20 protein-coding genes, 1 other RNA gene and 1 pseudogene are annotated in these 21613 nt (G+C 65.6%); 10 read left to right on the top strand and 12 right to left on the bottom strand.

The genetic code is table 11. The features are described 5' to 3' along the window. Window positions 1-251: 251 nt before the first annotated feature. Window positions 252-1352 carry an NADH:flavin oxidoreductase/NADH oxidase gene (locus ACD584_RS12635; protein ID WP_076036192.1) on the bottom strand — a complete coding sequence of 367 codons (1101 nt, stop codon included), beginning with the start codon at window positions 1350-1352 and terminating at the stop codon, window positions 252-254. A gap of 729 nt (window positions 1353-2081) precedes the next feature. Between ACD584_RS12635 and ACD584_RS12630 the strand changes: the two genes are divergently transcribed. From ACD584_RS12630 to ACD584_RS12605, 6 genes are read left to right on the top strand one after another with little or no spacing between them, the layout of a single operon-like run. After that, the gene (locus ACD584_RS12630) at window positions 2082-2924 is read left to right on the top strand and encodes an STAS domain-containing protein (RefSeq protein WP_011036368.1); all 843 of its coding nucleotides are present in this window, start codon (window positions 2082-2084) and stop codon (window positions 2922-2924) included. Window position 2925: 1 nt separating this feature from the next. After that, window positions 2926-3288, top strand: a complete 363-nt coding sequence (locus ACD584_RS12625) for an STAS domain-containing protein (protein ID WP_011036369.1) — start codon at window positions 2926-2928, stop codon at window positions 3286-3288. After that, window positions 3285-3686 carry an anti-sigma regulatory factor gene (locus tag ACD584_RS12620; protein ID WP_011036370.1) on the top strand — a complete coding sequence of 134 codons (402 nt, stop codon included), beginning with the start codon at window positions 3285-3287 and terminating at the stop codon, window positions 3684-3686. The genes ACD584_RS12625 and ACD584_RS12620 overlap by 4 nt, the downstream gene beginning before the upstream one ends. After that, window positions 3677-4687 carry an ATP-binding protein gene (locus ACD584_RS12615; protein WP_076036190.1) on the top strand — a complete coding sequence of 337 codons (1011 nt, stop codon included), beginning with the start codon at window positions 3677-3679 and terminating at the stop codon, window positions 4685-4687. Before ACD584_RS12620 ends, ACD584_RS12615 begins: the two co-directional genes overlap by 10 nt. Next, the gene (locus tag ACD584_RS12610; RefSeq protein ID WP_076036189.1) at window positions 4684-5562 is read left to right on the top strand and encodes a sensor histidine kinase KdpD; all 879 of its coding nucleotides are present in this window, start codon (window positions 4684-4686) and stop codon (window positions 5560-5562) included. The genes ACD584_RS12615 and ACD584_RS12610 overlap by 4 nt, the downstream gene beginning before the upstream one ends. After that, the gene (locus ACD584_RS12605) at window positions 5555-7489 is read left to right on the top strand and encodes a response regulator (RefSeq protein ID WP_029217109.1); all 1935 of its coding nucleotides are present in this window, start codon (window positions 5555-5557) and stop codon (window positions 7487-7489) included. Before ACD584_RS12610 ends, ACD584_RS12605 begins: the two co-directional genes overlap by 8 nt. Window positions 7490-7567: 78 nt before the next feature. Here the strand turns inward: ACD584_RS12605 and ACD584_RS12600 are convergent, their stop codons facing one another. The 3 genes and pseudogenes from ACD584_RS12600 to ACD584_RS12590 all read right to left on the bottom strand — a co-directional run bounded on the left by ACD584_RS12600 (window position 7568) and on the right by ACD584_RS12590 (window position 8268). Then, the gene (locus tag ACD584_RS12600; RefSeq protein WP_258872032.1) at window positions 7568-7702 is read right to left on the bottom strand and encodes a hypothetical protein; all 135 of its coding nucleotides are present in this window, start codon (window positions 7700-7702) and stop codon (window positions 7568-7570) included. A 12-nt stretch (window positions 7703-7714) separates the two neighbouring features. After that, window positions 7715-8071: pseudogene (locus tag ACD584_RS12595) on the bottom strand (family 43 glycosylhydrolase); the annotation flags it as partial. Further along, window positions 8053-8268, bottom strand: coding sequence for a hypothetical protein (locus ACD584_RS12590; protein WP_175611427.1), 216 nt, complete (start codon window positions 8266-8268; stop codon window positions 8053-8055). The gene ACD584_RS12590 and the pseudogene ACD584_RS12595, both read right to left, overlap by 19 nt. 100 nt (window positions 8269-8368) lie before the next feature. On the opposite strand from ACD584_RS12590, the gene ACD584_RS12585 reads away from it, so the two are divergent. Further along, window positions 8369-10738 carry a TonB-dependent receptor gene (locus ACD584_RS12585; protein WP_076036187.1) on the top strand — a complete coding sequence of 790 codons (2370 nt, stop codon included), beginning with the start codon at window positions 8369-8371 and terminating at the stop codon, window positions 10736-10738. A gap of 216 nt (window positions 10739-10954) precedes the next feature. Here ACD584_RS12585 and trxC read toward each other — a convergent pair whose 3' ends face one another. The 6 genes from trxC to ACD584_RS12555 all read right to left on the bottom strand — a co-directional run bounded on the left by trxC (window position 10955) and on the right by ACD584_RS12555 (window position 17793). Further along, complete coding sequence (gene trxC, locus ACD584_RS12580; protein ID WP_076036186.1) at window positions 10955-11401, bottom strand: thioredoxin TrxC; 447 nt, start codon at window positions 11399-11401, stop codon at window positions 10955-10957. 175 nt (window positions 11402-11576) lie between these two features. Further along, a complete protein-coding gene (locus tag ACD584_RS12575; protein WP_011036378.1) occupies window positions 11577-11945 on the bottom strand; it encodes a DUF1428 domain-containing protein in 369 nt (122 codons plus the stop codon). Window positions 11946-12126: 181 nt separating this feature from the next. Beyond that, window positions 12127-13251 (bottom strand): hybrid sensor histidine kinase/response regulator, encoded by a 1125-nt coding sequence (locus tag ACD584_RS12570; RefSeq protein WP_011036379.1) that lies wholly within the window; start codon window positions 13249-13251, stop codon window positions 12127-12129. Beyond that, window positions 13248-13835 (bottom strand): chemotaxis protein CheB, encoded by a 588-nt coding sequence (locus ACD584_RS12565; protein ID WP_014507055.1) that lies wholly within the window; start codon window positions 13833-13835, stop codon window positions 13248-13250. The genes ACD584_RS12570 and ACD584_RS12565 overlap by 4 nt, the downstream gene beginning before the upstream one ends. Then, on the bottom strand, window positions 13832-14680 hold the full coding sequence (locus ACD584_RS12560; RefSeq protein ID WP_016944969.1) for a protein-glutamate O-methyltransferase CheR: 849 nt from the start codon (window positions 14678-14680) through the stop codon (window positions 13832-13834). Before ACD584_RS12560 ends, ACD584_RS12565 begins: the two co-directional genes overlap by 4 nt. Next, window positions 14653-17793: a response regulator gene (locus ACD584_RS12555; protein WP_076036185.1), complete on the bottom strand. Its 3141-nt coding sequence runs from the start codon at window positions 17791-17793 to the stop codon at window positions 14653-14655. The genes ACD584_RS12560 and ACD584_RS12555 overlap by 28 nt, the downstream gene beginning before the upstream one ends. Window positions 17794-17949: 156 nt before the next feature. Between ACD584_RS12555 and ACD584_RS12550 the strand changes: the two genes are divergently transcribed. The 3 genes from ACD584_RS12550 to ACD584_RS12540 all read left to right on the top strand — a co-directional run bounded on the left by ACD584_RS12550 (window position 17950) and on the right by ACD584_RS12540 (window position 19620). After that, entirely contained in the window at window positions 17950-19113 is a 1164-nt protein-coding gene (locus ACD584_RS12550) for a nitrogen regulation protein NR(II) (protein ID WP_070692429.1), read from the top strand. After that, window positions 19106-19468, top strand: a complete 363-nt coding sequence (locus ACD584_RS12545) for a response regulator (protein ID WP_012438944.1) — start codon at window positions 19106-19108, stop codon at window positions 19466-19468. Before ACD584_RS12550 ends, ACD584_RS12545 begins: the two co-directional genes overlap by 8 nt. Window positions 19469-19545: 77 nt before the next feature. Next, window positions 19546-19620: non-coding RNA, sX9 sRNA (locus ACD584_RS12540), on the top strand. A 58-nt stretch (window positions 19621-19678) separates the two neighbouring features. Here the strand turns inward: ACD584_RS12540 and ACD584_RS12535 are convergent. Next, window positions 19679-21037 carry a family 16 glycosylhydrolase gene (locus ACD584_RS12535; RefSeq protein ID WP_011036385.1) on the bottom strand — a complete coding sequence of 453 codons (1359 nt, stop codon included), beginning with the start codon at window positions 21035-21037 and terminating at the stop codon, window positions 19679-19681. A 227-nt stretch (window positions 21038-21264) separates the two neighbouring features. Further along, window positions 21265-21534, bottom strand: a complete 270-nt coding sequence (locus ACD584_RS12530; RefSeq protein WP_012438942.1) for a DUF2798 domain-containing protein — start codon at window positions 21532-21534, stop codon at window positions 21265-21267. Window positions 21535-21613 lie beyond the last annotated feature (79 nt).

The raw sequence follows: 21613 nt of genomic DNA, 5'->3' as shown, positions 1-21613 counted from the left end.
TTGGCGCGAAAGCTGGCGGTGTTGAGTCTGCAAAAACAGCGGAATGTTCGCGTGGCTTGGGCGCGAGAGCCGCAATCACGGCGAAACGCTTGCGTGTGATCTCGCAGCGACTGGCACGACATTTCTCGCACTTATGCCGCGCGTCCTGCATCCGGCCAAACGTCCAGCACAGACTGGCGTGCACGATGCGCCGCGCCAGTCTGCGACCGTGTGCGTTGCATTTTCAGCAAGGCACACCTTCAAGAGCTGACTCAGCTGCGCTTGCCGTAACGTGCCAGCCAATGTGCGTAGGACGGCGGCAGCACCCGCGACGGGCGTTCTTCGCCCAGCGCCAACGCGGCGTGATACGGCCAGTGCGGGTTGGCCAGATGTGCGCGGCCCACCATCACCAGCTCCATCTGCCCGGCCGCAACCACGCGGTCTGCTTCCAGCGGATCGTCGATGTTCCAGGACGAGGCCACCGGCAGCGCGGCCTCGCGGCTCACGCGTTCGGCGATCGGTGCCAGCAGGGCAGGCCCCCACGGAATGACAGCGTTGGGCGTGCTGAAGCCCATGCTGACGTTGAGCAGATCCAGCCCATCGCGCTTGAAATTGCGGGTCAGTGCGATGGCTTCCTGCAGGGTTTCCTCGTCGCGTCCGTCGAACTCGATCACGCCGAAACGTGCGGTCAGCGGCAAGTGTTCCGGCCATACCGCGCGCACCGCCTGCAATGTTTCCAGCAGAAAACGCGCGCGGTTTTCGGCGCTGCCGCCATAAGCGTCCTGGCGCTGGTTGGCATGTACGGAGAAGAAGCTCTGTGCCAGGTAGCCGTGGGCGAAGTGCAGCTCCAGCCACTTGAAGCCGGCAGCGAGGGCGCGCTTGGCGGCGGCGACAAAATCACCGCGCACGCGGGCGATATCGTCCAGGTCCATTGCACGCGGCAGCTTGGGCAGATTCGCACCGAACGCGACCGCTGACGGCGACAGCGTGTCCCAGCCGCGCGCATCGCCGTCGGCGATATGGTCGTCGCCTTCCCACGGCAGATTGGCGCTGGCCTTGCGCCCGGCATGGCCGATCTGTATACCGGGCACGGCGCCCGCGGCGCTGATGGAGGCGGCGATGCGTGCGAGTCCTTCGGCCTGGGCGTCATTCCACAGGCCCAGGCAGCCGGGGGTGATGCGGCCTTCCGGCGACACGCCGGTGGCCTCGACGATCACCAGCCCGGCACCACCGCGCGCCATGCTGGCGTAGTGCACCTGATGCCAGTCGTTGGTGAAACCGTCGGTGGCGGTGTATTGGCACATCGGTGGGATCGCGATGCGATTACGGAGCGAGACATCCTTGAGCTGATACGGCGAAAACAGCGATGACATGGGGGAGAGAGCCTTGGAAAATCAGGGAGCGATCAGAGCACGCCGCCGCGCGCATCAAAACACTGCCAGTAGCACAGCGCGTTGCAGCGGCTGAGGGCGCGCAGATCGCCGAGCTAGCAAACTTGATCGAGCGCTGCGGCGCGCGGCGGTGCAGCCACCGATTCGCAGGGCAATGCCGCGAAACGCGACCTCAAAACAGTTCCGGCCACACGCAAAACCACGTAACGACGTGCAGCGAACACAGCAGTCACTGTGAGACACCGCCCGACGTGTCCTGACACACAGCCCGCAAACCAGATCAGCTCTCTCATTTCGCCAACACGCCCCAGTAGCCACCGCACACATGCAGCGGCAGCCTGCGAATCCCGAATCCCGAATCCCGAATCCCGAATCCCGAATCGCGAATCGCGAATCCCCATTCCCCATTCCCCATTCCCCATTCCCCATTCCCCATTCCCCATTCCCCATTCCCCATTCCCCATTCCCCATTCCCCATTCCCCATTCCCCATTCCCCATTCCCGCAGCCGTGGCCCGGCGCACGTTCAGCGCTCCGGAGCAATGTCAAACTGGCTTGGAGCGATCCAAATGACCGCTACAGGTTCGTGTCTGGTTGGCAAACCTGAATTGCTTTAATCTGCAGCGCTTCGGCGTGGGGGCGCCGCGCCAACTCGGGCGCAGTCCAGCTCGCATGCCACGTCATCGTTTACTACTACTCGACGGGTGATCTCATGGTGGCATTGCAGCAGCGCACGATCGATGCGATTCGTGGCCAGGAAGGCGGCTTGTTGTCGGCATGGCTGGGCTCCAGCCTGACCGCCGATGCGCGCATTTCGCACAAGGATGCACAGGCGCAGGGCGCCGACTTTCTGCGCTTGCTGGCGGCTTCGTTGAAGGACGGCGGCAGCAGCCTGGACAGTGCCGAATGGAGCGAAGTGCGCCGGTTCCTGGAGAACCTCTCGCGTGACCGCGCCACCCGTGGTTTCGATTCGCAGGAAACCGCCAACTTCCTCTTCTCGCTCAAGCGCGCGCTGTTTGAACTGGTGCAGCGCGAATACGCCGATACGCCGGAAGAACTTGGCCACCAGCTGTGGGCGCTGTCCGAGCTGATGGACGCGCTGGGCCTGCACACCATCAAGGCGTTCCAGAAAACCCGCGAAGACATCATTGCGCGCCAGCAGGAAGAGATGCTGGAGCTGTCCACCCCGGTGGTGAAGTTGTGGGAAGGCGTGCTGGCGCTGCCGATGATCGGCACGCTGGATTCGCAGCGCACCCAGGTGGTGATGGAATCGCTGCTGCAGCGCATTGTCGATACCGGTTCGGAAATCGCCATCATCGACATCACCGGCGTGCCCACCGTGGACACCCTGGTTGCCCAGCACCTACTCAAGACCGTCACCGCCATCCGCCTGATGGGCGCCGATGCGATCATCAGCGGCGTGCGCCCACAGATTGCGCAGACCATCGTGCATCTGGGCCTGGATCTGCAGGGCATCGTGACCAAGGCCAACCTGGCCGATGCGTTGGCGTTGGCGCTCAAGCGCACCGGCGTGACCGTGAGCAAGGCGGGCTGACATGGAGCGCATTCCGATCCTGCGGATGGGTGATTTGTTGCTGGTCACCATCCAGGTGGACATGCACGACCAGCTGGCGCTCACCCTGCAGGAAGACCTGTCGGAAAAGATCAGCGCCACCTCTGCGCGCGGCGTGTTGATCGACATCTCCGCGCTGGACATCGTCGATTCCTTCATCGGCCGCATGATCAGCACTATCTCCGGGTTGGCGGCGATCATGGATGCCAAGACCGTGGTGGTGGGCATGCAGCCGGCGGTGGCGATCACGCTGGTTGAGCTGGGGTTGACCCTGCCCACCGTGCGCACCGCCTTGAATGTCGAACGCGGCATGCGGCTGCTGCAGCAACCCGTGCTCGATCCATGAGCACGCCGGCTGGCTCGCAACCGGTGCGTACCGAGCAGGACGTGGTGATGGCGCGGCAGACCGTGCGCAAGCTGGTGGTGCAGTGCGGCCTGCGCCTGGTCGACCAGACCAAGCTGGTCACCGCGGCCAGCGAACTGGCGCGCAATACCGTGATCTACGGCGGCGGTGGCGACATGGACTGGGCGCTGGTGGAGAGCGGCATCCGCAAGGGCGTGCAGCTGACCTTCCGCGACGAAGGCCCGGGCATCCCCAATCTGGACCTGGCGCTGACCGACGGCTGGACCTCGGGCAGCGGCCTGGGCCTGGGCCTGTCCGGCAGCCGCCGCCTGGTGGACGATTTCGTGCTGGACAGCGCGCCCGGCAAGGGCACGCGGATCACCATCACCAAATGGAAGTGACGTTTGCAGGTGCGCCGACCCGGTCGATTCGTCTAGACGACGCAAGCCAGGTCGGGCAGGCACGCCGCGAAGCGGTGGTCCTGGCGCAGGCATTGGCGCTGGATGAGGCCAGCTGTGGGCGCGTGGCGCTGGTGGCCACCGAGTTGGCCACCAATGTGCTCAAGCATGGGCGTGGCGGCTGCGTGCAACTGTCGCCGGTGGCCGGGCGCGCCGGCGTTGGCGTGGAGTTGTGCACGCTCGACAACGGCCCGGGGTTTGCGCTTGCGCAGTGCCTGCGCGATGGCTATTCCACCTCCGGCACGCCGGGCACCGGGCTGGGCGCGATCCACCGCCAGGCGCAGCTGCTGGATGCCTATTCGGATGCGAAGGGCGCCATTGTGGTGGCGCGTGTGTTTTCGCAGCAAGGCGCTGACCAGGACCTGGCGTACGGCGCGCTGCGTGTGCCGATCCACAACGAAACCGTGTGTGGCGATGCCTGGCATCTGGAGATCCGCGAGGCGCGTGCCACGGTAACGGTGATCGACGGGTTGGGCCACGGCGCCGGTGCAGCGGAGGCGGCAGACGCCGGCACCCGCGCGGCCGCAGCAGCCACCGGCGAGCCCGGCGAGCGGGTCACGCGCCTGCATGCCGCCATGTCCGGCACGCGTGGCGGTGCGGTGGCGGTGGCGCAGTTCGATAGCCGCAGCGGGCAGGTCCGCTTTGCCGGCGTGGGCAATATCGCGGCCGCGCTCTGCGACGGCGATGGCGTGCGCGGCATGCCCTCGCATCCGGGCATCGTGGGCGTGCAGTTCCGCAAGGCGCAGCCATTCGATTTTCCACAGGCCACCGGCAAGCTGCTGGTGATGCACAGCGATGGCCTGCAATCGCGCTGGAACCTGCGCGATCATCCGGGTCTGCTGTCGCGCCATCCGCGCATCATCGCCGCACTGTTGGTGCGCGATCACGACCGCGGCCGCGACGATTGCAGTGTGTTTGTCATGCGCTTGGGAGGCATGTCATGAGTCACGCAAGTGAAGTTCCCGCCATCGACGCGATGGCCGAGCTGGAGAGCTTGCGCCAGCAGAATCAGGCGCTGCGCGAGGAACTGGACGAAACCAATCAGGGTGTGCTGGCGCTGTATGCTGAGCTGGATCAGCAGGCTGAGCAATTGCGCGACGTGTCCGAGCTCAAGAGCCGGTTTCTGTCTTACATGAGCCACGAATTCCGCACGCCGCTGGGCTCGATCCTGAGCATCACCCGGCTGCTGGAAGACGGCATGGATGGCCCGCTCAACGCCGAGCAACTCAAGCAGGTACGCTTTGTCAGCGCGTCCACGCGCGAGCTCAGCGAGATGGTGGACGACCTGCTGGATCTGGCCAAGATCGAAGCCGGGCGGGTCACCATCTCGCCGGGCTGGTTCGATCTGATGGATCTGTTTGCGGCCTTGCGCGGCATGTTCCGCCCGCTCACCGACGCCAGCCGCACCACCTTGATCTTCGAAGATCCGCCGGTGTTGCCGATGCTCTACACCGACGACAAAAAGCTGGCGCAGATCCTGCGTAACTTCATTTCCAACGCGCTCAAGTTCACCCCGCAAGGCCATGTGCGCGTGTTCGCGCAACTGCAGGGCGATACCCACGTGCGCTTCAGCGTGCAGGACACCGGCATTGGTATCCCGGCCGAACTGCACGACGCGCTGTTCGAGGATTTCGTGCAGGTGGATTCGCCACTGCAAAAGCGCCTCACCGGCACCGGCCTTGGCCTGTCGATCTGCAAGCGCTTTGCCGAGTTGCTGGGCGGCACCGTAGGCATCAACAGCGTGGTCGGGCAGGGCTCGGAATTTTTCGTGGTATTGCCGGTGACGCTGGCGCCGCAGCAGGAGGATGGTCTTGCCTAGCAGTCATCGGATTCTGGTGGTGGACGACAACGCGGTCACCCGCTACTCGGTGCGGCGCGTGCTCGAACACCACCAGTTCGTGGTCGAAGAAGCCGGCACCGGTGGCGAGGGGCTGGTGCGCCTGGCCGCCGAGGCATTTGCGGCCGTGGTGCTGGACGTCAACCTGCCGGACATGAGCGGCTTCGACATCGTGCGCACGCTGCGCGCCGAGCCGCGTACCGCACTGCTGCCGGTGGTGCACGTGTCGGCGGCCTCGATTGCCACCGGTGACATGATCACCGGCTTGGACGCTGGCGCCGATGCCTACCTGATCCATCCGGTCGACCCCAACGTGCTGGTCGCCACCTTGCGCACGCTGCTGCGCGCGCGCAATGCCGAAGAAGCGCTGCGGCTCAGCGAGGCGCGCTTTCGCGAAATCTTCGAGCACATCGGCGCGCCGATCGCGGTGGTCGATGCGCAGCTGCACACGCAGGAGGCCAATGCGGCGTTTCAGCGGCTGATCGGCAGCGCCACCCCGTGCGAGGCGATCAACGTGCCCGGCCTGGACCAGTGCGCCACCGTGCAGGCCTTGACCGCCGCACTGGGCCGGCGCGAGCGCTGGAGTGGGACCTTGTCGATCCTGCGCGATGGCGCGGTGCGCGAAACCGAATGGCGGGTGTCGCCGTATCGCGAACCGGACCTGGGCTTGCTGTTTGTCGAAGACGTCACCGAGCAACGTCTGCGCGAGCGCGAGCAACGCCAGGAACTGGATACCGCCACCTCCGAGCTGGCGCATCAGATTGCCGAGCGCCAACGCACCGAAATCCAGTTGCTACAGGCACAAAAGATGGAAGCGCTGGGCAAGCTCACCGGCGGCATCGCGCACGACTTCAACAACCTGCTCACCAGCATCATTTCCGGCCTGGACATGATCCAGCTGGCGGTGGAATCCAACCGCATCGAACGCGTGCCACGGCTGGCGGAAATCGCTACCGGCTCGGCGCATCGCGCTGCTGCGCTGACCCAGCGCATGCTGGCGTTTGCACGCAAGCAGTCGCTGGATGCGCAGCCGTTCGACGTCAATGCGCGGGTGCGCTCGCTGGAAGACATGCTGCGCCGTTCGATCGGCGAAAACATCGCGCTGGAACTGCAGCTGGCGGAGGCGCCGCTGGTGGCCATCGCCGATGCCAATCAACTGGAAAACGTGGTGCTCAACCTGGTCATCAATGCACGCGATGCGCTGCAGGGCCACGGCACCATCCGCATCCAAAGCGCGCCGCACACCGCCTACAACGACCCGGAGCTGGAGGACGGCGACTATGTCGCGGTGAACGTGATCGACGACGGCAGCGGCATCGATCCGGCGATCCTGAGCCAGGTGTTCGAACCGTTCTTCACCACCAAACCGATCGGCGAGGGCACCGGGCTGGGCTTGTCGATGACCTACGGGTTTGCGCGCCAGTCCGGCGGCACCGCACGCATCACCAGCACGCTGGGTAGCGGCACCACGGTGGCCTTGTTGTTGCCGCGCGGGCTGACCGTGGGCGAGGCATTGCCACCGCCGCCGCCGAATGCGCCGCGTGGGCGCTCGCAGCGCATCCTGCTGGTGGACGACACCGATGTGGTGCGCATGATGGTGAGCGAGGTGCTCAGCGATGCCGGGTACCACGTGATCGAAGCCGAAAACGCCGATGGTGCATTGGCGCAGCTACGCGCCGATGCACAGATCGACATGGTGGTGTCCGATGTCGGTCTGCCCGGCATGAACGGGCGCGACATGGCCGATGTGGCGCGTGATCTGCGCCCCGGGTTGCCGATCCTGTTCATCACCGGCTACGCCGAAAATGCGGCCACCCGGCAGGAATTCCTCGCCGAGGGCATGGCGCTGCTGCCCAAGCCCTTCAGCCTCAACGACCTGCTCAATACCGTCAGCCGCATGCTGGGCTGACGGCAGCGCTGCGTGTGTTGATGCATCGATGACGCGCCATGCCTGCCGCCGAGAACGGCAGCGCGCCGGCACTACGGCTTACGGCCTGTAGGCGTACGGGCCGAAGGTGGCGCCAAGAAAGCCGCCGGCGGTTTCGGTGCTGAGCAGGCTGGCGTCTCCGTGTTCGAGCAAGGTCTGCCATTGCCCGTCGCCTACCGCGAAATCCACGTGCACCGTTGCCGCATCCGTGCCGTCATGGTGGCTGATGCTGGCGGCGAACAGGCCGCGGGTGAGCGCGTCGTTGCCGTAGTTGATCTGGCCGGGGCGATCGATGGCGTTGCCGATCTGGGTCCAGTGCACCAGATCGCTGCTCTTGAACACCCGCAGGCCCGGGAAATACCCGAAGCTGGAAGTGACCAGATAAAAGTCGTTGCCGACGCGGATCGCCGATGGGTCCGGATAGAAGCCGGCCAGCACCGGATTGCGGTACTGGGCGTCAGTGGGCACCGCGCCGCCGTCATCGCCCTGGTAGTCCACCTGGGTGACCAACGCCGTGCCGGCCATTGCCATCTGGCAGGCCATGGCTAGCGCCATGCCACACATCCATCGCAGTCGTTCCACAGCATTTCCCCCTGGTAGCGCGGCGCCTTGGACGGTGTTCCGGCGCGCTGCCAAGCATGACAGCCCGCCCGCAGCGCCGGCATGACGGTTTGCCATGCCAGGCGTGCCGGCCGGAATGGCTGGAGGCGCGCTCCGATCGACGCATCGCGGCCGGTATCGCTGCCATAGAGCTGCAACATCGCTGACATATCGTGCGCGCGGCGCCACACGGCGCCTCCCACGGCTTGCGCACGCCGAACGGACGCAACCACGCGCCACCCACCCAAGGATCACCCTCGCATGTCGCTGTACTCGCCTGTTGCTTCTTCCCTGTCCTCCCTTGCCGCCCGCAGCGTGACGCGCTCCAGCGCCGGGCTGCAGCGCACGCCGCTGGCACGCGCTTGCGCCGCATTGCTGCTTGCATCGGTGGCCACCGGCGCGGCTGCGCAACAGGCGCCGGCGAGCCAGGGCGAAGCCAGCCCGACCGCGCTGGACACGGTCACCGTCACTGCCGAGCACCGCGAACAGAACCTACAGGACGTGCCGGTCTCCATCGGCGTGGTGCAGGGCGCGGCGATGCGCGAGTACACCGCCGGTGGCGACGACACGCTGTTGGCGCTGTCCGGCCGGGTGCCGGGCTTCTATGCGGAAACCACCACCGGGCGCATCTTCCCGCGCTTCTATATCCGCGGCCTGGGCAATATCGACTTCTATCTCGGCGCCTCGCAGCCGGTGTCGATCATCCAGGACGACGTGGTGCTGGAGCACGTGGTGCTCAAGTCCAACCCCGTCTACGACGTGGACCAGGTGGAAGTGCTGCGCGGCCCGCAGGGCACCTTGTTCGGCCGCAATACCACGGCCGGCATCGTCAAGTTCGACACCGTCAAACCCAGCGATACCTACACCGGGCGCGTCAACGCCAGCTACGGCAGCTACAACACCATCTCGCTGGATGGCGGCTTTGGCGGGCCGATCAACGATGTGCTGTCGTTCCGCGTGTCGGCGTTGTACCAGCACCGCGACGATTGGGTGGACAACACCTTCGCCGGCAGCAGCGCCGACGGCACGCGCACGCCGCGCAAGGACGCGATGGGCGGCTACAACGACCGCAATGCGCGCCTGCAGCTGCTGCTCAAGCCCAGCGAGGAATTCTCGGTGCTGGCATCCGCACACACGCGCGATTACGACGGTACCTCCACGTTGTTCCTGCGCAATGCGGTGACCCGGGGCAGCGACAAGGTGGATGTACCGCGCGACCGCGTGGCCTACGACGAAGCGCACGATAACCCGCAGGCGTACAAGACCGATGGCGGCTCGATCAAGGCGGTGTACGACTTCGGCGGCGTGTCGCTGACCTCCATCAGCGCCTACGAAACCACCTCCGGCTACAGCCGTGGCGACACCGATGGCGGCGCGGCGGCCAATTATCCGGTCAACGGCGTGCCGAACGGGTTTGGCCAGTCGATGGGGCAGATCCGCGATCTCGACCAGTACACCCAGGAATTGCGCCTGGCCAGCGTGGGCGATGACGCGCTGCAGTGGCAGGTGGGCGGGTTCTATTTCGATGGCCGCGACACCACCGATTTCTACCAGCGCGCCTATTTCCTGCAGACCGCCGCGCGTAACCCCAACAACTGGGTGCGCCTGCGCAACACCAATACCTCCTGGGCCGGCTTCGGCCAGCTCAGCTACAAGGCCACCGATGCGCTCACCCTGACCGCCGGCATCCGCCAGACCAAGGACACCAAGGAAACCCGCCTGCTCAAGACCGCCGACACCGCTGCCGGCGCGGTCACCTACCGCGGCCGTCGCGACGTGCGCCTGTCCGACACCCAGCCCAGCTGGGACCTGAGCGCGATGTACGAACTCAACCCGGACCTGAGCGTGTATGCGCGCGTGGCCCGCGGCTTCCGCGGCCCCACCATCCAGGGCCGCAGCGCGGTGTTCAACTCGGACTTCACCACCGCCGATTCGGAAACCATCCTGTCCTGGGAAGCAGGCATCAAGAGCAGCCTGTTCGACAACCGCCTGCGCCTGAATGTCAGTGGCTTCACCTACACGGTGGACGACATCCAGCTCAACGGCAACGACGCCGACGGCAATGGCGTGCTGTTCAACGCCGACAAGGCCAAGGCCTACGGCCTGGAAGCGGACCTGGATTGGCGCCCGATCTCCAACCTGTCGCTGACCGCCGGCCTGAGCCTGCTGCACAGCGAAATCCAGGACAAGCGCGTGTATGCGCAGGCCTGTGCGCTCAACGGCGTGGTGGTGTGCACGGTCAACGACCCCACCATCCGCGTGGGCGCCAACACCTTCGCGCAGATCGATGGCAACCCGCTGCCCAACGCGCCCAAGTACAACCTCAACCTGGCCGCGCGCTACGACATTCCGGTGGGCAATGACGGCGCGTTCTTCGTGTCCACCGACTGGAACAAGCAGGGTGAAACCAGCTTCGTGCTGTACGACTCCACCGAGTTCCGCGCCGACGGTAACTTCGAGGGCGGGCTCAAGCTGGGCTACACCGGTGGCTATGGCGCGTGGGAAGTGGCGGCATTTGCGCGCAACATCACCAACGAAAAGAACGTCAAGGGCGTGATCGAGAACTACATGGCCGCGGTCTACAACGAGCCGCGCATTGTGGGCGTGTCGGTCAACGTCAACTGGCAGTAAGCGAAAGCGTTAGCGCTGTAAGCAGTGCGGCGGCCATGAGCCGCCGCACTGCGTTCAAACGGCTTGCAGCGTGCAAAGGGCTCACCGTGCAACCTGCGCGTGGATCAATGTGCTGCTGCCAGTTGGCCGGCCGCTGATCGACGTTATGGCCTGACGCGCGCATGTGTCACAAGGCACGCAGGCACAGCATGCAGTACGCATCCGCATGCACAGACTTCAGTGGCTGGACAGCACCGAACGCGCCCAGGCGATGATCTGTGTGCTGCCCATGGCGCCGGACTGGCGGGCCAGTTCCTTGCCGTTGCGCAGGATCAGCAGGGTGGGGATGCTGCGAATGCCAAACCGCGTGCCCAGCACCGGATGCAGATCGGTGTCCACCTTGGCCAGGCGCAGCTGCGGCTCCAGGCTGGCGGCGGCCGCGGCAAACTGCGGCGCCATGCTCAGGCAAGGCCCGCACCACGGGGCCCAGAAATCCACCAGCAGCGGCACTTCGCTACGTACCGCATGTTTATCGAAATCTGCTGACGACAGCGCCACCGGCGTGCCCAGGAACAAGGCGGTATGGCAGCTGCCGCACTTGGGCGCATCGCGCAGCCGTGAGGGCGGCAGCCGGTTCATTGCAGCGCAGCTGGGGCAGGCCACCAGTAGCGGTGTATCGGTCATCAAGACTCTCCAGTGGGTACGCGCATTTGCCCGGCACGGCGTGTGCTGCATCGGCTTGCAATGCAGTACACGCAGGCTGGTCAGTGTAATGCGCGCACCGCTGCAGCCTTGTGCAGGACGGGTGGATGCACTGCCACTGGCGACTGCATCCACCCGCGGTTGCCGCGCAATGCGCTCAGCGGGCCGCCTTGCCCAGCGTGACGACCGGCACGAAGCCGCCGTAGATCATGCGCCTGCCGTCGAACGGCATCGGGTTGTTCTCCGGATCCATGCGCGGGTCATCCATCATCTTCTGCATGCCGGCATCGCGGGTGGCCTTGTCCGGCCATTCGATCCAGGAAAACACCACGGTTTCGTCCGCGCTGGCTTCCACGGCGCGGTAGAAGTCGGTCTGCTTCCCATGCGCCACATCGTCGCCCCAGCATTCCACCACGCGCAGCGCGCCATGCTCCAGGCAGATCGCGTCGCCGGTACGCGCATGTTCGAGAAACTTTTCTTTGTTGGCAGTGGGCACGGCAAGCACAAACCCATCGATATACGACATGACAACCTCCGTTGGCAGGACGCACGGCGTGCGTCTGTAAATAACGACGAATGAAGCCTGTAAAAATCGACATCGGAGACTGCGCGCGGCACTGCGTTGCGCCGTGCGGATGGGGTTGCTTGCTGCTCTCCATGCTGCCCCCCGCCGCTAGGGCAGTTGCCAACAGCATCGCAGACCGGCGTCAGGCAGCCAGGTTGCGCCGGCGCAGTTTGGCCTCGAACACCACGTCGCCATCTTCGTTGCGTGCCTGCAAGGTGCCGCCATGCGCCTTGACGAACTGATCAGCGATGAACAGGCCCAACCCCAGCCCCTGGCTGGCGTGGAAGCTGGCCTTGAACGGTTCGAACAACCGCGGCATCAAGGTGTCGGGGATGTGGCCGGTGTTGCGCACCGACAGCCGCAGAGTGTCGTGTTCACGGCCATCCAGGTGCACCTGCACCGGGTGGCGCCCACCATGCAGCACCGCGTTGCCGACCAGGTTGGACACCACCTGCGCCAGGCGGTCGCCATCGCCATCGCCGTCCAGGTCGCCTTCGGTGCGCAGCTCGATCGGCGTGTGCGGATTGGCCTGCGCCACTTCGCCCACCACGCTGTGCGCCACCTCGCCCAGGTTGCATGGGCCGAACTGCATCGATAGCCCGTCGGTACGCAGGCGTGAGAAATCCAGCAATTGTTCGACCATGCGCGCCATGCGCCGCGCGCTGTTTTCCAGATGCTCCAGCGTGCGCGCGGCCGAGCCGTCTTCGGGCACGTCCAGGCCGAGCTTGTCCGCGCACAGCAGAATCACCGACAGCGGCGTGCGCAGGTCGTGGGTGAGCACGGCCATCATGGTTTCGTTGAGCGTGAGCGCGCGTTCGAGCGAGGCATTGCGCGCCTTGAGCAGGCGCCGCTGCTGGTACAACTCGATGAACACGTTGACCTTGCTCAGGATCACGTGCGGCTCGATCGGCTTGTGCAGGAAATCCACCGCGCCGGTCTCATAGCCCTGAAACGCACGCATCGGGTCGTTCGGCGAGGCGGTCAAAAAGATAATCGGCACATGCCGGCTGCGCTGCGAACCGCGCATCAGCTCGGCCAGCGAAAAGCCGTCCATCTCCGGCATGTGCACATCCAGCAATGCCAGCGCCACATCGTGTTCGAGCAGCAGCTCCAGCGCCTGCGCACCGGAGGCCGCGCACAGCACCTGGATGCCCTCGCGTTGCAGCAGTGCTTCCATGGCCACCAGGTTCTGCGGTACATCGTCGACGATCAGGATCTTGGCGGGTTCGTCGCTGCGGGCGGCGGCGCTGGTCGCGGTGAGGTTCATGCGTGAAAGGCTTCCAGTCGGCTGCAGATCGCCTGCAGGGTGAGCACCGCATCGGCGCCGGCATGGGCGAGGGCGGAGGCGGGCATCAGGGGAGAGGCGGCATCGTCGGGGCGCTGGATCCAGGCGCTTCCGCCGGCAGTGCGCACCGCGGCCACGCCGGCACTGCCGTCGCTGCTGGCACCGGTGAGCAGGATCGCGAGCAGCCGCTGGCCGAACACATCGGCAGCCGATTCGAACAACGGGTCGATCGCCGGGCGCGAGAACAGCACCGGTGCATCCATCGATAACGCCAGGCTGTCGCGGCCTTCCACCAGCAGGTGATAGTCCGGCGGCGCGATGGTCACCGTGCCGGCTTGCAAAGGTTGTTTGTCGATGGCTTCGCGCACCGGCAACGCGCAGCGCGCATCCAGCAGCTCGGCCACCTGGCTGGGGCGGTCGCGCGGCAAATGCAGCACCACCAGCACCGGCATCGGCAGCGTGGCCGGCAGGCCGGACAACAGCGTCTGCAACGCCATCACGCCACCGGCGGAAGCGCCGATCACGATGGCATCGAATTCCAGATACTGCGGCGTGGCCGGGCTCATGCGGCCTTCCGGTACAACCGCTGCTCGCGGGCGCAGGTTTCGAAGGCCTGTGCATGGGCGCCGAACTGCAGCGACTCCTTGCTACCCAGCCCGAGGAAGCCACGGTGCACCAGCGCATCGTAGAACAGGCCCACCGCGCGATCCTGCAGGCTGCGGTTGAAATAGATCAGCACGTTGCGGCACGACACCAGATGCACTTCGGAGAACACCGTGTCGGTGGCCAGGCTGTGATCGGCGAACACGATATTGCGCTTGAGCCGGCGGTCGAACACCGCGCCGTCGTAGGCGGTGGTGTAGTAATCCGACAACGAACCGCGGCCGCCAGCGTCCAGATAGTTGCGGCTGAACTGGGCAATGCGGTCGATGCCGTAGGCACCGGCCTCGGCCATGTTCAGTGCTTCGGGATTGATGTCGGTGGCGTAGATCACCGCGCGCTCCAGCAGGCCTTCTTCGTGCAGCAGGATCGCCAGCGACCAGACCTCTTCGCCGGTGCTGCAGCCGGCCACCCACAGCTTGATCGACGGATAGGTGCGCAACACCGGGACGGCGTGTTCGCGCAACACCCGAAAATACGCCGGGTCGCGAAACATTTCCGAGACCTGCACGGTAAAGAACTGCATTGCCTGGGCAAAGGTGTCCGGCTCGTGCAGCAAGCGGTGCTGCAGATCGGCCACGCGCGCGCAGTCGAAGCGGCCCATGGCATGGCGCATGCGCCGGCGCAACGACGACACCGCGTAATCGCGGAAGTCGTAGTGGTAGCGCTGGTACACCGCTTCCAGCAGCACGCGCAGCTCCAGGTCGAATAGCTCCACTTCAGTCATTGCCGCGAGCACCACACCCGGCACAGCGACACAAGCTTGTCCACGTCGATGGGCTTGGCGATGTAGTCGTTGGCACCGGCCTGCAGGCAGTGTTCGCGGTCGTCGGCCATCGCCTTGGCGGTCAGCGCGATGACGGGCAGGTCTTGCCACTGGCGGTTGGCGCGGATCTGGCGCATCGCGGTGATGCCATCCATCTCCGGCATCATGATGTCCATCAGCACCAGGTCCACCTCGTGCTTGGCCAGGTGCTCCAGCGCCTCGCGGCCGTTGCGGGCGATCTGCAGGGTAACGCCCAGCGGTTCGAGCACGCTGGACAGCGCGAAGATGTTGCGCACGTCGTCTTCGGCCAGCAGCACGGTGGCACCATCGAGCACCGCATCGCGGCGGCGCGCTTCGCGCAGCAGGCGCTGCTGGTCGCTGGGCAGCGAGGCTTCGACGCTGTGCAGGAACAAGGTCACCTCATCGAGCAGGCGCTCGGGCGAACGCACGCCCTTGATGATGATGCTCTTGGAATAGCGGCGCAGGCGTTGTTCTTCGTCGCGGGTGAGCGCACGGCCGGTGTAGACGATCACCGGCGGGAAGGCGACCGCATCGTTGCCGGCCATGCGTTCGAGCAGGTCGTAGCCGCTGCCGTCGGGCAGGGCCAGGTCGGTGACCATGCAATCGAATGTGGCGCTGCCCAGTTGGTCCATCGCCTCGGCAATGGTGCCGACTGCGACGATCTCCAGCTGATCGCGGGCCAGCAGCAGTTCCAGGTTGGCGCGCAGCGCGCTGTCGTCTTCGACGATCAACAGGCGGCGCAGTGCGCGCGCGTTGGTTTCTTCCAGCTGGCGGATCGCCCCGGCGAGCAGTTCGCGGGTGGCCGGCTTGATCAGGTAGCCCACCGCACCCAGCTCCAGCGCAATCTGGCTGCGCTCCAGCGCCGAGACCACATGCACGGGGATGTGGCGGGTGGCCGGGTCGCGCTTGAGCCGCTCCAGCACGCTCAGGCCGGAGGCATCGGGCAGGCCGATGTCGAGCAGGATGCCGCTGGGGCGCAGTTCGGCGGCCAGCCGCAGCGCTTCTTCGGCATTGGGCGCCACCACACAATCGAAATCGAGCTCGTGCGCCAGGTCGACCAGGGCCTGCGCAAAGCGGGCTTCATCTTCCACCGCCAGGATCAGGCGGCCGGGGCGGGTGCGCTGATCGCGGTCATCGTCGACACGCACGCTCGGTGCCGCGTTGCTGGCAGGCATCGCTACCGGCGCAGCACTGATCGCGGCGGACGTGCGCGCTGCAAAGAGCTGCGCGGTGTCGCTGCGCGGGGTGGGCGCGAGGTGCGTGGCCGGTGCAGCAACCGGGGCAGCTGCGTCGGCCGGTGCGCCATCCACGGGCAGTTCCAGGGTAAAGCAGCTGCCACGTCCGGGCTCGCTGTCTACGCTGATGCTGCCGCCCATGCGCAACGCCAGGTCGCGCGAGATCGACAAACCCAGCCCGGTGCCGCCATAGCGCCGGCGCGTGCTGCCATCGGCCTGGCGAAATGCTTCGAAGATCACCTCGCTCTGCTCGCGCGCAATGCCGATGCCGGTATCGCACACCACAAAGCGCACGCGCCCATTGCCGTGCGATTGCACCGCCAGACTGACCTGGCCGTGCTCGGTGAACTTGATCGCATTGGCCAGCAGGTTCTTGAGGATCTGCTGCAGGCGCTGGTTATCCACCACCAATTGCGTCGGCGCGCCCGCGTCGGCGCTGATCTCCAACTGCAGGCCTTTCTGCCGCGCCAGTGGTTCGAAGGTGTCGCGCAGGCGCTGCACCACCGAGCTCATCGCCACGGTGTCGTCCGACAATTCCACATGCCCGGCTTCGATCTTGGACAGATCCAGGATGTCGTTGATCAGCGCAAGCAGGTCGTTGTTGGACGAGTGAATTGCCTGCGCGTACTTCACCTGCTCGGCGGTGAGCGTGTGGTCCTTGTTGTCTGCCAGCAGCTTGGCCAGGATCAGCGAGCTGTTGAGCGGGGTGCGCAACTCGTGCGACATGTTGGCCAGGAATTCGGACTTGTAGCGCGACGCGGTGGACAGCTCGTTGCTGTTGCGCACCAGTTGCCCCTGCGCCACCAGCAAGGCCTGTTTTTGCGCTTCCAGTGCCTGGGTGCGTTCTTCCAGCTGCACGTTGGTCTGTTCCAGCTCGGCCTGCTGCTGTTCCAGATCGCTCTGTGACTGCTGCAGGCTGCGGCTCTGTTCTTCCAGTTCCTCATTGGCCACGCGCAGTTCTTCCTGCTGCGTCTGCAATTCCTCGCTCTGCCGCTGGGTTTCTTCGAGCAGGCTCACCAATTGGGCGCGCAGCAGCGCGGTGCGCAGGGCAACGCCGATGTTCTCGCCGCAGCGGGCGAGCAGCTCTTCTTCGCGGGTGGCGGCCGTGCCCGGCGCGCCCGTGCGGCCCAGCTCGACGATGCCGATGATGCGGCCGTCGGCAGTGACTGGCGCCAGCAGCAATTCCTGGCAATCGCTCTTGCCCAGGCTCGAGGCAATCTGCAGGTGCCCGGCATCCACGCCACGCACGCGGCGCACGCTGCCGCGCTGCAGGGTTTCGCCCAGCTGGCCGAGGTTGGTGGGCAGGGTGCTCGGCACGTCCTCGGCCAGCGCGGCGCCGCCGGTCAGGCGCAGGCGCTCGCCTTCCAGCCGATACAGCGCGCCAACTTGCGCTTCCAGCGTGTCGCACAGGGCGCGCACGGCGGCATCGGCCAGCGCTTCCGGGCTCTGGTCGCCGCGTAGGCTCGCTTCGACGGTGTTTTCGGCCTGCTGCAGCCACAGCGCGGTTTCGGCCTGGCGGCGGGCGCGGATCGCCTGCATCACCACCAGCGCCATGGCCAGAAAGGAGATGCCGCCGATGCTGCGGTTGACCGAGGAGAAACTCGAATTGGTGCTGGACGGGGCCAGGTGGAAACCGATTGCCAGCAACACGCACGACAGCACGCCCACCACCAGCGGCACGCGCACATGGTTCTGGAACACGGTGACGCCGACGGCGACAAAGTAGGTGAGCCACACCGCATACCCCAGCGGGGTGACCAGTTCCACCCCCAACGTGCCGGCCATCAACCCTGCTGCGATCACCCAGATCCAGCGGTCGCGCGAGGTCGTGATGTTCTGCATGGAGGTGTGGACCAAACTGGGAGGGCGGTCATGGTAGCCGATAAATTTCACACGCAAATCGCCGGTTTTTTGACGGATTTACAGCCGTGTTGGCTTGCACATTGCCTTCACGGCTCCGTCACTATGTTCGCGCGCTTTTCCGGGGGAAACCGCGCGATGGATGCGGAAACGGCCGTGGACAGCGTTGGGCCGCTTTCTTACGACAGCCGGCAATGCCATCTGTTGGTGCAGAGCGTGTCCGACTACGCGATCTATCTGCTGGATACCGCGGGCTTCGTGCGTAGCTGGAATCCCGGTGGCGAGCGCATCAAGGGCTACAGCGCCGACGAAGTGCTCGGCACGCATTTCTCGCGGTTCTATCTGCCCGAAGACGCCGAGCGTGGCGAGCCTGCGCGCTCGCTGGACACGGCGTTGCGCGAAGGACGCTTTTCCGCCGAGGGCTGGCGCCTGCGCAAGGATGGCAGCCGCTTCCGGGCCAGCGTGGTGATCGAGCCGGTGCGCGAGCATGGCGTGCTGATCGGCTTTGCCAAGGTCACCCGCGACATCACCGAGCGCCATGAAGCTCAGCAGTTGCTTCAGCACGCGCAGCAGGCGTTGCTGCAATCGCAGAAAGTCGAAGCGCTGGGGCGCCTGACGCTGGGCCTGGCGCACGATTTCAACAACCTGCTGACGGTGATGGTGACCAGCCTGGACCTGATCGCGCTGCGCGCCGGCGAGGATGCACGCACGCGCATGCTGGTGGAGGCCGCGCAGACCGCGGTGGATCGTGGCACCTTGCTGACCCGGCAGCTGCTCGCCTTCGCCCGTGGACAACGGTTGGTGCCCGAGCGCCACGCACCCGCGGCGGTGGTGGAGCGCTCGCTCGAATTGCTGCGGCGCGCCTGCCCGGCCGGCATCAGCCTGCGCGTGGACTTTGCCGATGCGCTGCCCGATGTGCGCGTGGACCCCGGCCAACTGGAGGCAGCCTTGCTCAACCTGGTGTTCAACAGCTGCGATGCGATGCCTTCCGGCGGCAGCATCGTGCTGTCTGCGTCCACGCAACAGCGCGCACCGCTGGACGACCCGCACGGCTCCGCGCGCGCCTATGTCGGCATCGCCGTCAGCGACACGGGCCCGGGCATGTCTGCGCAGGTGGCGCAGCGTGCCAGCGAGCCGTTCTTTACCACCAAGGAAGTCGGCAAGGGCTCCGGCCTGGGCTTGAGCCAGGTGCACGGGTTCGCCGCGCAATCCGGCGGCTTTGTCGATCTGCAGACCGCGCCCGGCCGCGGCACCACCGTGACCCTGTTGCTCCCGGCGATTCTGGAGGCCGAGCATGACTGATTCCCTGCGCTTGCTGATGGTCGAAGACCAACAGGAACTGCGCGATCTCATCGGCGAAGCGCTGCGCGACGCCGGCATCACCGTCGATACCGCCGACGATGGCCACAGCGCGCTGCGCATGCTGCGCGAGAACGGCCCCTACGACGTGGTGTTCAGCGACATCCGCATGCCCAACGGCATGTCCGGTATCGAACTGAGCGAACAGGTGAGCCAGTTGCTGCCGCAGGCACGCATCATCCTGGCCTCGGGCTTTGCCAAGGCACAGTTGCCGCCGCTGCCGGCCCAGGTGGATTTCCTGCCAAAACCCTATCGCCTGCGCCAGCTGATCGGCCTGTTGAAGGGCGAGGGCGGCTGAGTCGCCTTACTGCTCAGAGCAGCTATCAAAACGGCTGCGCAGCCGCCAGGCGGGCGCGGCCGGTGCTCGGAATCGGCATGTACCCACGTACACTCCGGTTCCTCCGCGCCGTCCACACCCACCTGACGGCTGCTCGCTACGTTTTGTTAGCCGCTCTTAGTCTGCATCGCCGCGTGCGTAGCGATGCAGACAAGGGGGCGCTGCCGGCGCTCAACGGCTCTGGTAGTAGACCTTGTCGATGGCGATCTCCACCGGGCTCGCCGGCGGGTCGGCCACCAGCATGAACATCTGTTTGACCGATTGCAGATCCAGGTCATAGAAGGCACTGAAGGGGATGCTCACCTCGTGCCACACGCCATCGCGCACCAGGCCGTACTGGTTGCCGCCCGGCACGAAGTCCACCCAACTGTCGCCAAAGCTGGTGTTGATGCCGATCTTGAAGGTCGACGGCGTGGTGGTCTTCAGATGCAACTTGAGTGAGCCGCCCGCGTAATTGCGCATGTCACGGTAGTCGGTCTGGATGCCCAGTCCATACCAGGCGCCGGCATTGGCGCGGTAGGCCATCACGTTGCCGCCTTCGAACGGTGCCTGCGCGATCGGGCTGAGGTTGTTCCACAGATACAGCTGCGCGTCCTGGCCGAAGGTGAGCCGCGCAGCGGTGTCGGTCTGATCGGTGAACACACCAAAGCGCCCGGCCGGCGCGGTGTGTTGTGCGCCCACATAGAGCGACGCGCCTGGGTTCTGATACAGCCGCAGGTAATCCACTTCCATCTTGCCCGGCAGCGGCGCGGTCACACCGCCCGGCGTGTTGATGCCGGTGAAGGTGCCGCCGACAGCCAGATTGAGCAGCAGGTAATGCTGCTGATGGAATTCGTGCAGCGAGGCGCCTTCGATATTGGAGATCGCAAATTCGAAGTACTGCTGGCCGTCGATGCTCATGCGGATGACGTTCGGGTCCCAGGTCATCCGGTACACGTGGAAGTCGTTATGCAGATCCACCGGGTGGGTGTAGCTGGTGTCGTAGTCGGCCTGCGCGCCGTTGTAGTCCCAGTGCACGGCCGCGCCGATGCGGCGATTGGCGGTGCCGTTGGCGATTGCCGCGGCCATGCCGGCTTCCATCAGATCGATCTCGCCGCGGCCGGGCCACACGCCGATGGTGCCGAGCATCCAGTACGCCGGCCACAGCCCGTTGCCGACCACCGGCGTCTTGATGCGTGCTTCCAGCGTGCCGTACTTGAAGTGCATGCGGCCCTCGGTCTTGAGCCGCGCCGACGTGAACGGCATGCCTTGAAACGCTTCGCGGCGCGCTTCGATCACCAACCGCCCGTTTTCGATGCGCGCGTTCTCGGGCCGGCTGGTGTAGTACTGCATCTCGCCATTGCCCCAGCCGCACAAGCCGATCTGGCAGCCATTGCCCACGTCATAGGTCCACGTGTTGCCGTCGATGGCGGGGCCGTTGAAATTGTCTTCCCACACCAGTGTTTGTGCGCGCAGCTGCGGGGTGAGCGCTGCACAGGCGGTTCCCAGTAGCACGGCGACCTGCACAGCAACATTGCATCGCATGTTCATTGCCTCTCTCTCCAAAACGAACCCGGGTTCGTGGAGGGCGACGCTGCGCAGCCGGTGGTACAGAGTCAAAGCAATTCGCGGTTGTAGTTCAGTTCCGTGGATTTCATTCCGGAATCATTGCGGCCAGCCATGACGGCGGTCGCAAACCGGCATGGCGCGATGCTGCGCGGCAGCACCTGCCTGCGTTGGCAAACCCGGCCGCTGCCGGCAGCCACAGGCGGCACGGCTCAGCGCGGCGGATGCACGGTCCAGGCCACCAGTTGCACGACCAATGGGCGCACCACCAGCACACAGCAAAATGCAGTGGGCATGGCGATGCGGTAGGCATCCAACACCCGCCACAGGTAACCGGCAGCCAGGCCGGTGTTGGCGCCGGTGATCACCAGGCACATCAGCAGCGCCATGATCGCGGCCATGTAGAAGGCGAACACGAACGGGGTGGCGCGCACGCCCAGCTTCCAGCGAGCACGGGCTAGGGCGGTGGGGGTGGATGACATGCGGTGGCCTCGGGTGGAGTGCGGCGGAGCGGCCACTGTAGAAGCAGCTCACCCAGGCCGGTAGATCGCGTAGCCTTGT

The organism is Xanthomonas sp. NCPPB 2922 (genome assembly GCF_041520885.1).
GTDB lineage: Bacteria > Pseudomonadota > Gammaproteobacteria > Xanthomonadales > Xanthomonadaceae > Xanthomonas > Xanthomonas campestris.
This window is presented reverse-complemented; position numbering and strand designations above follow the sequence as displayed.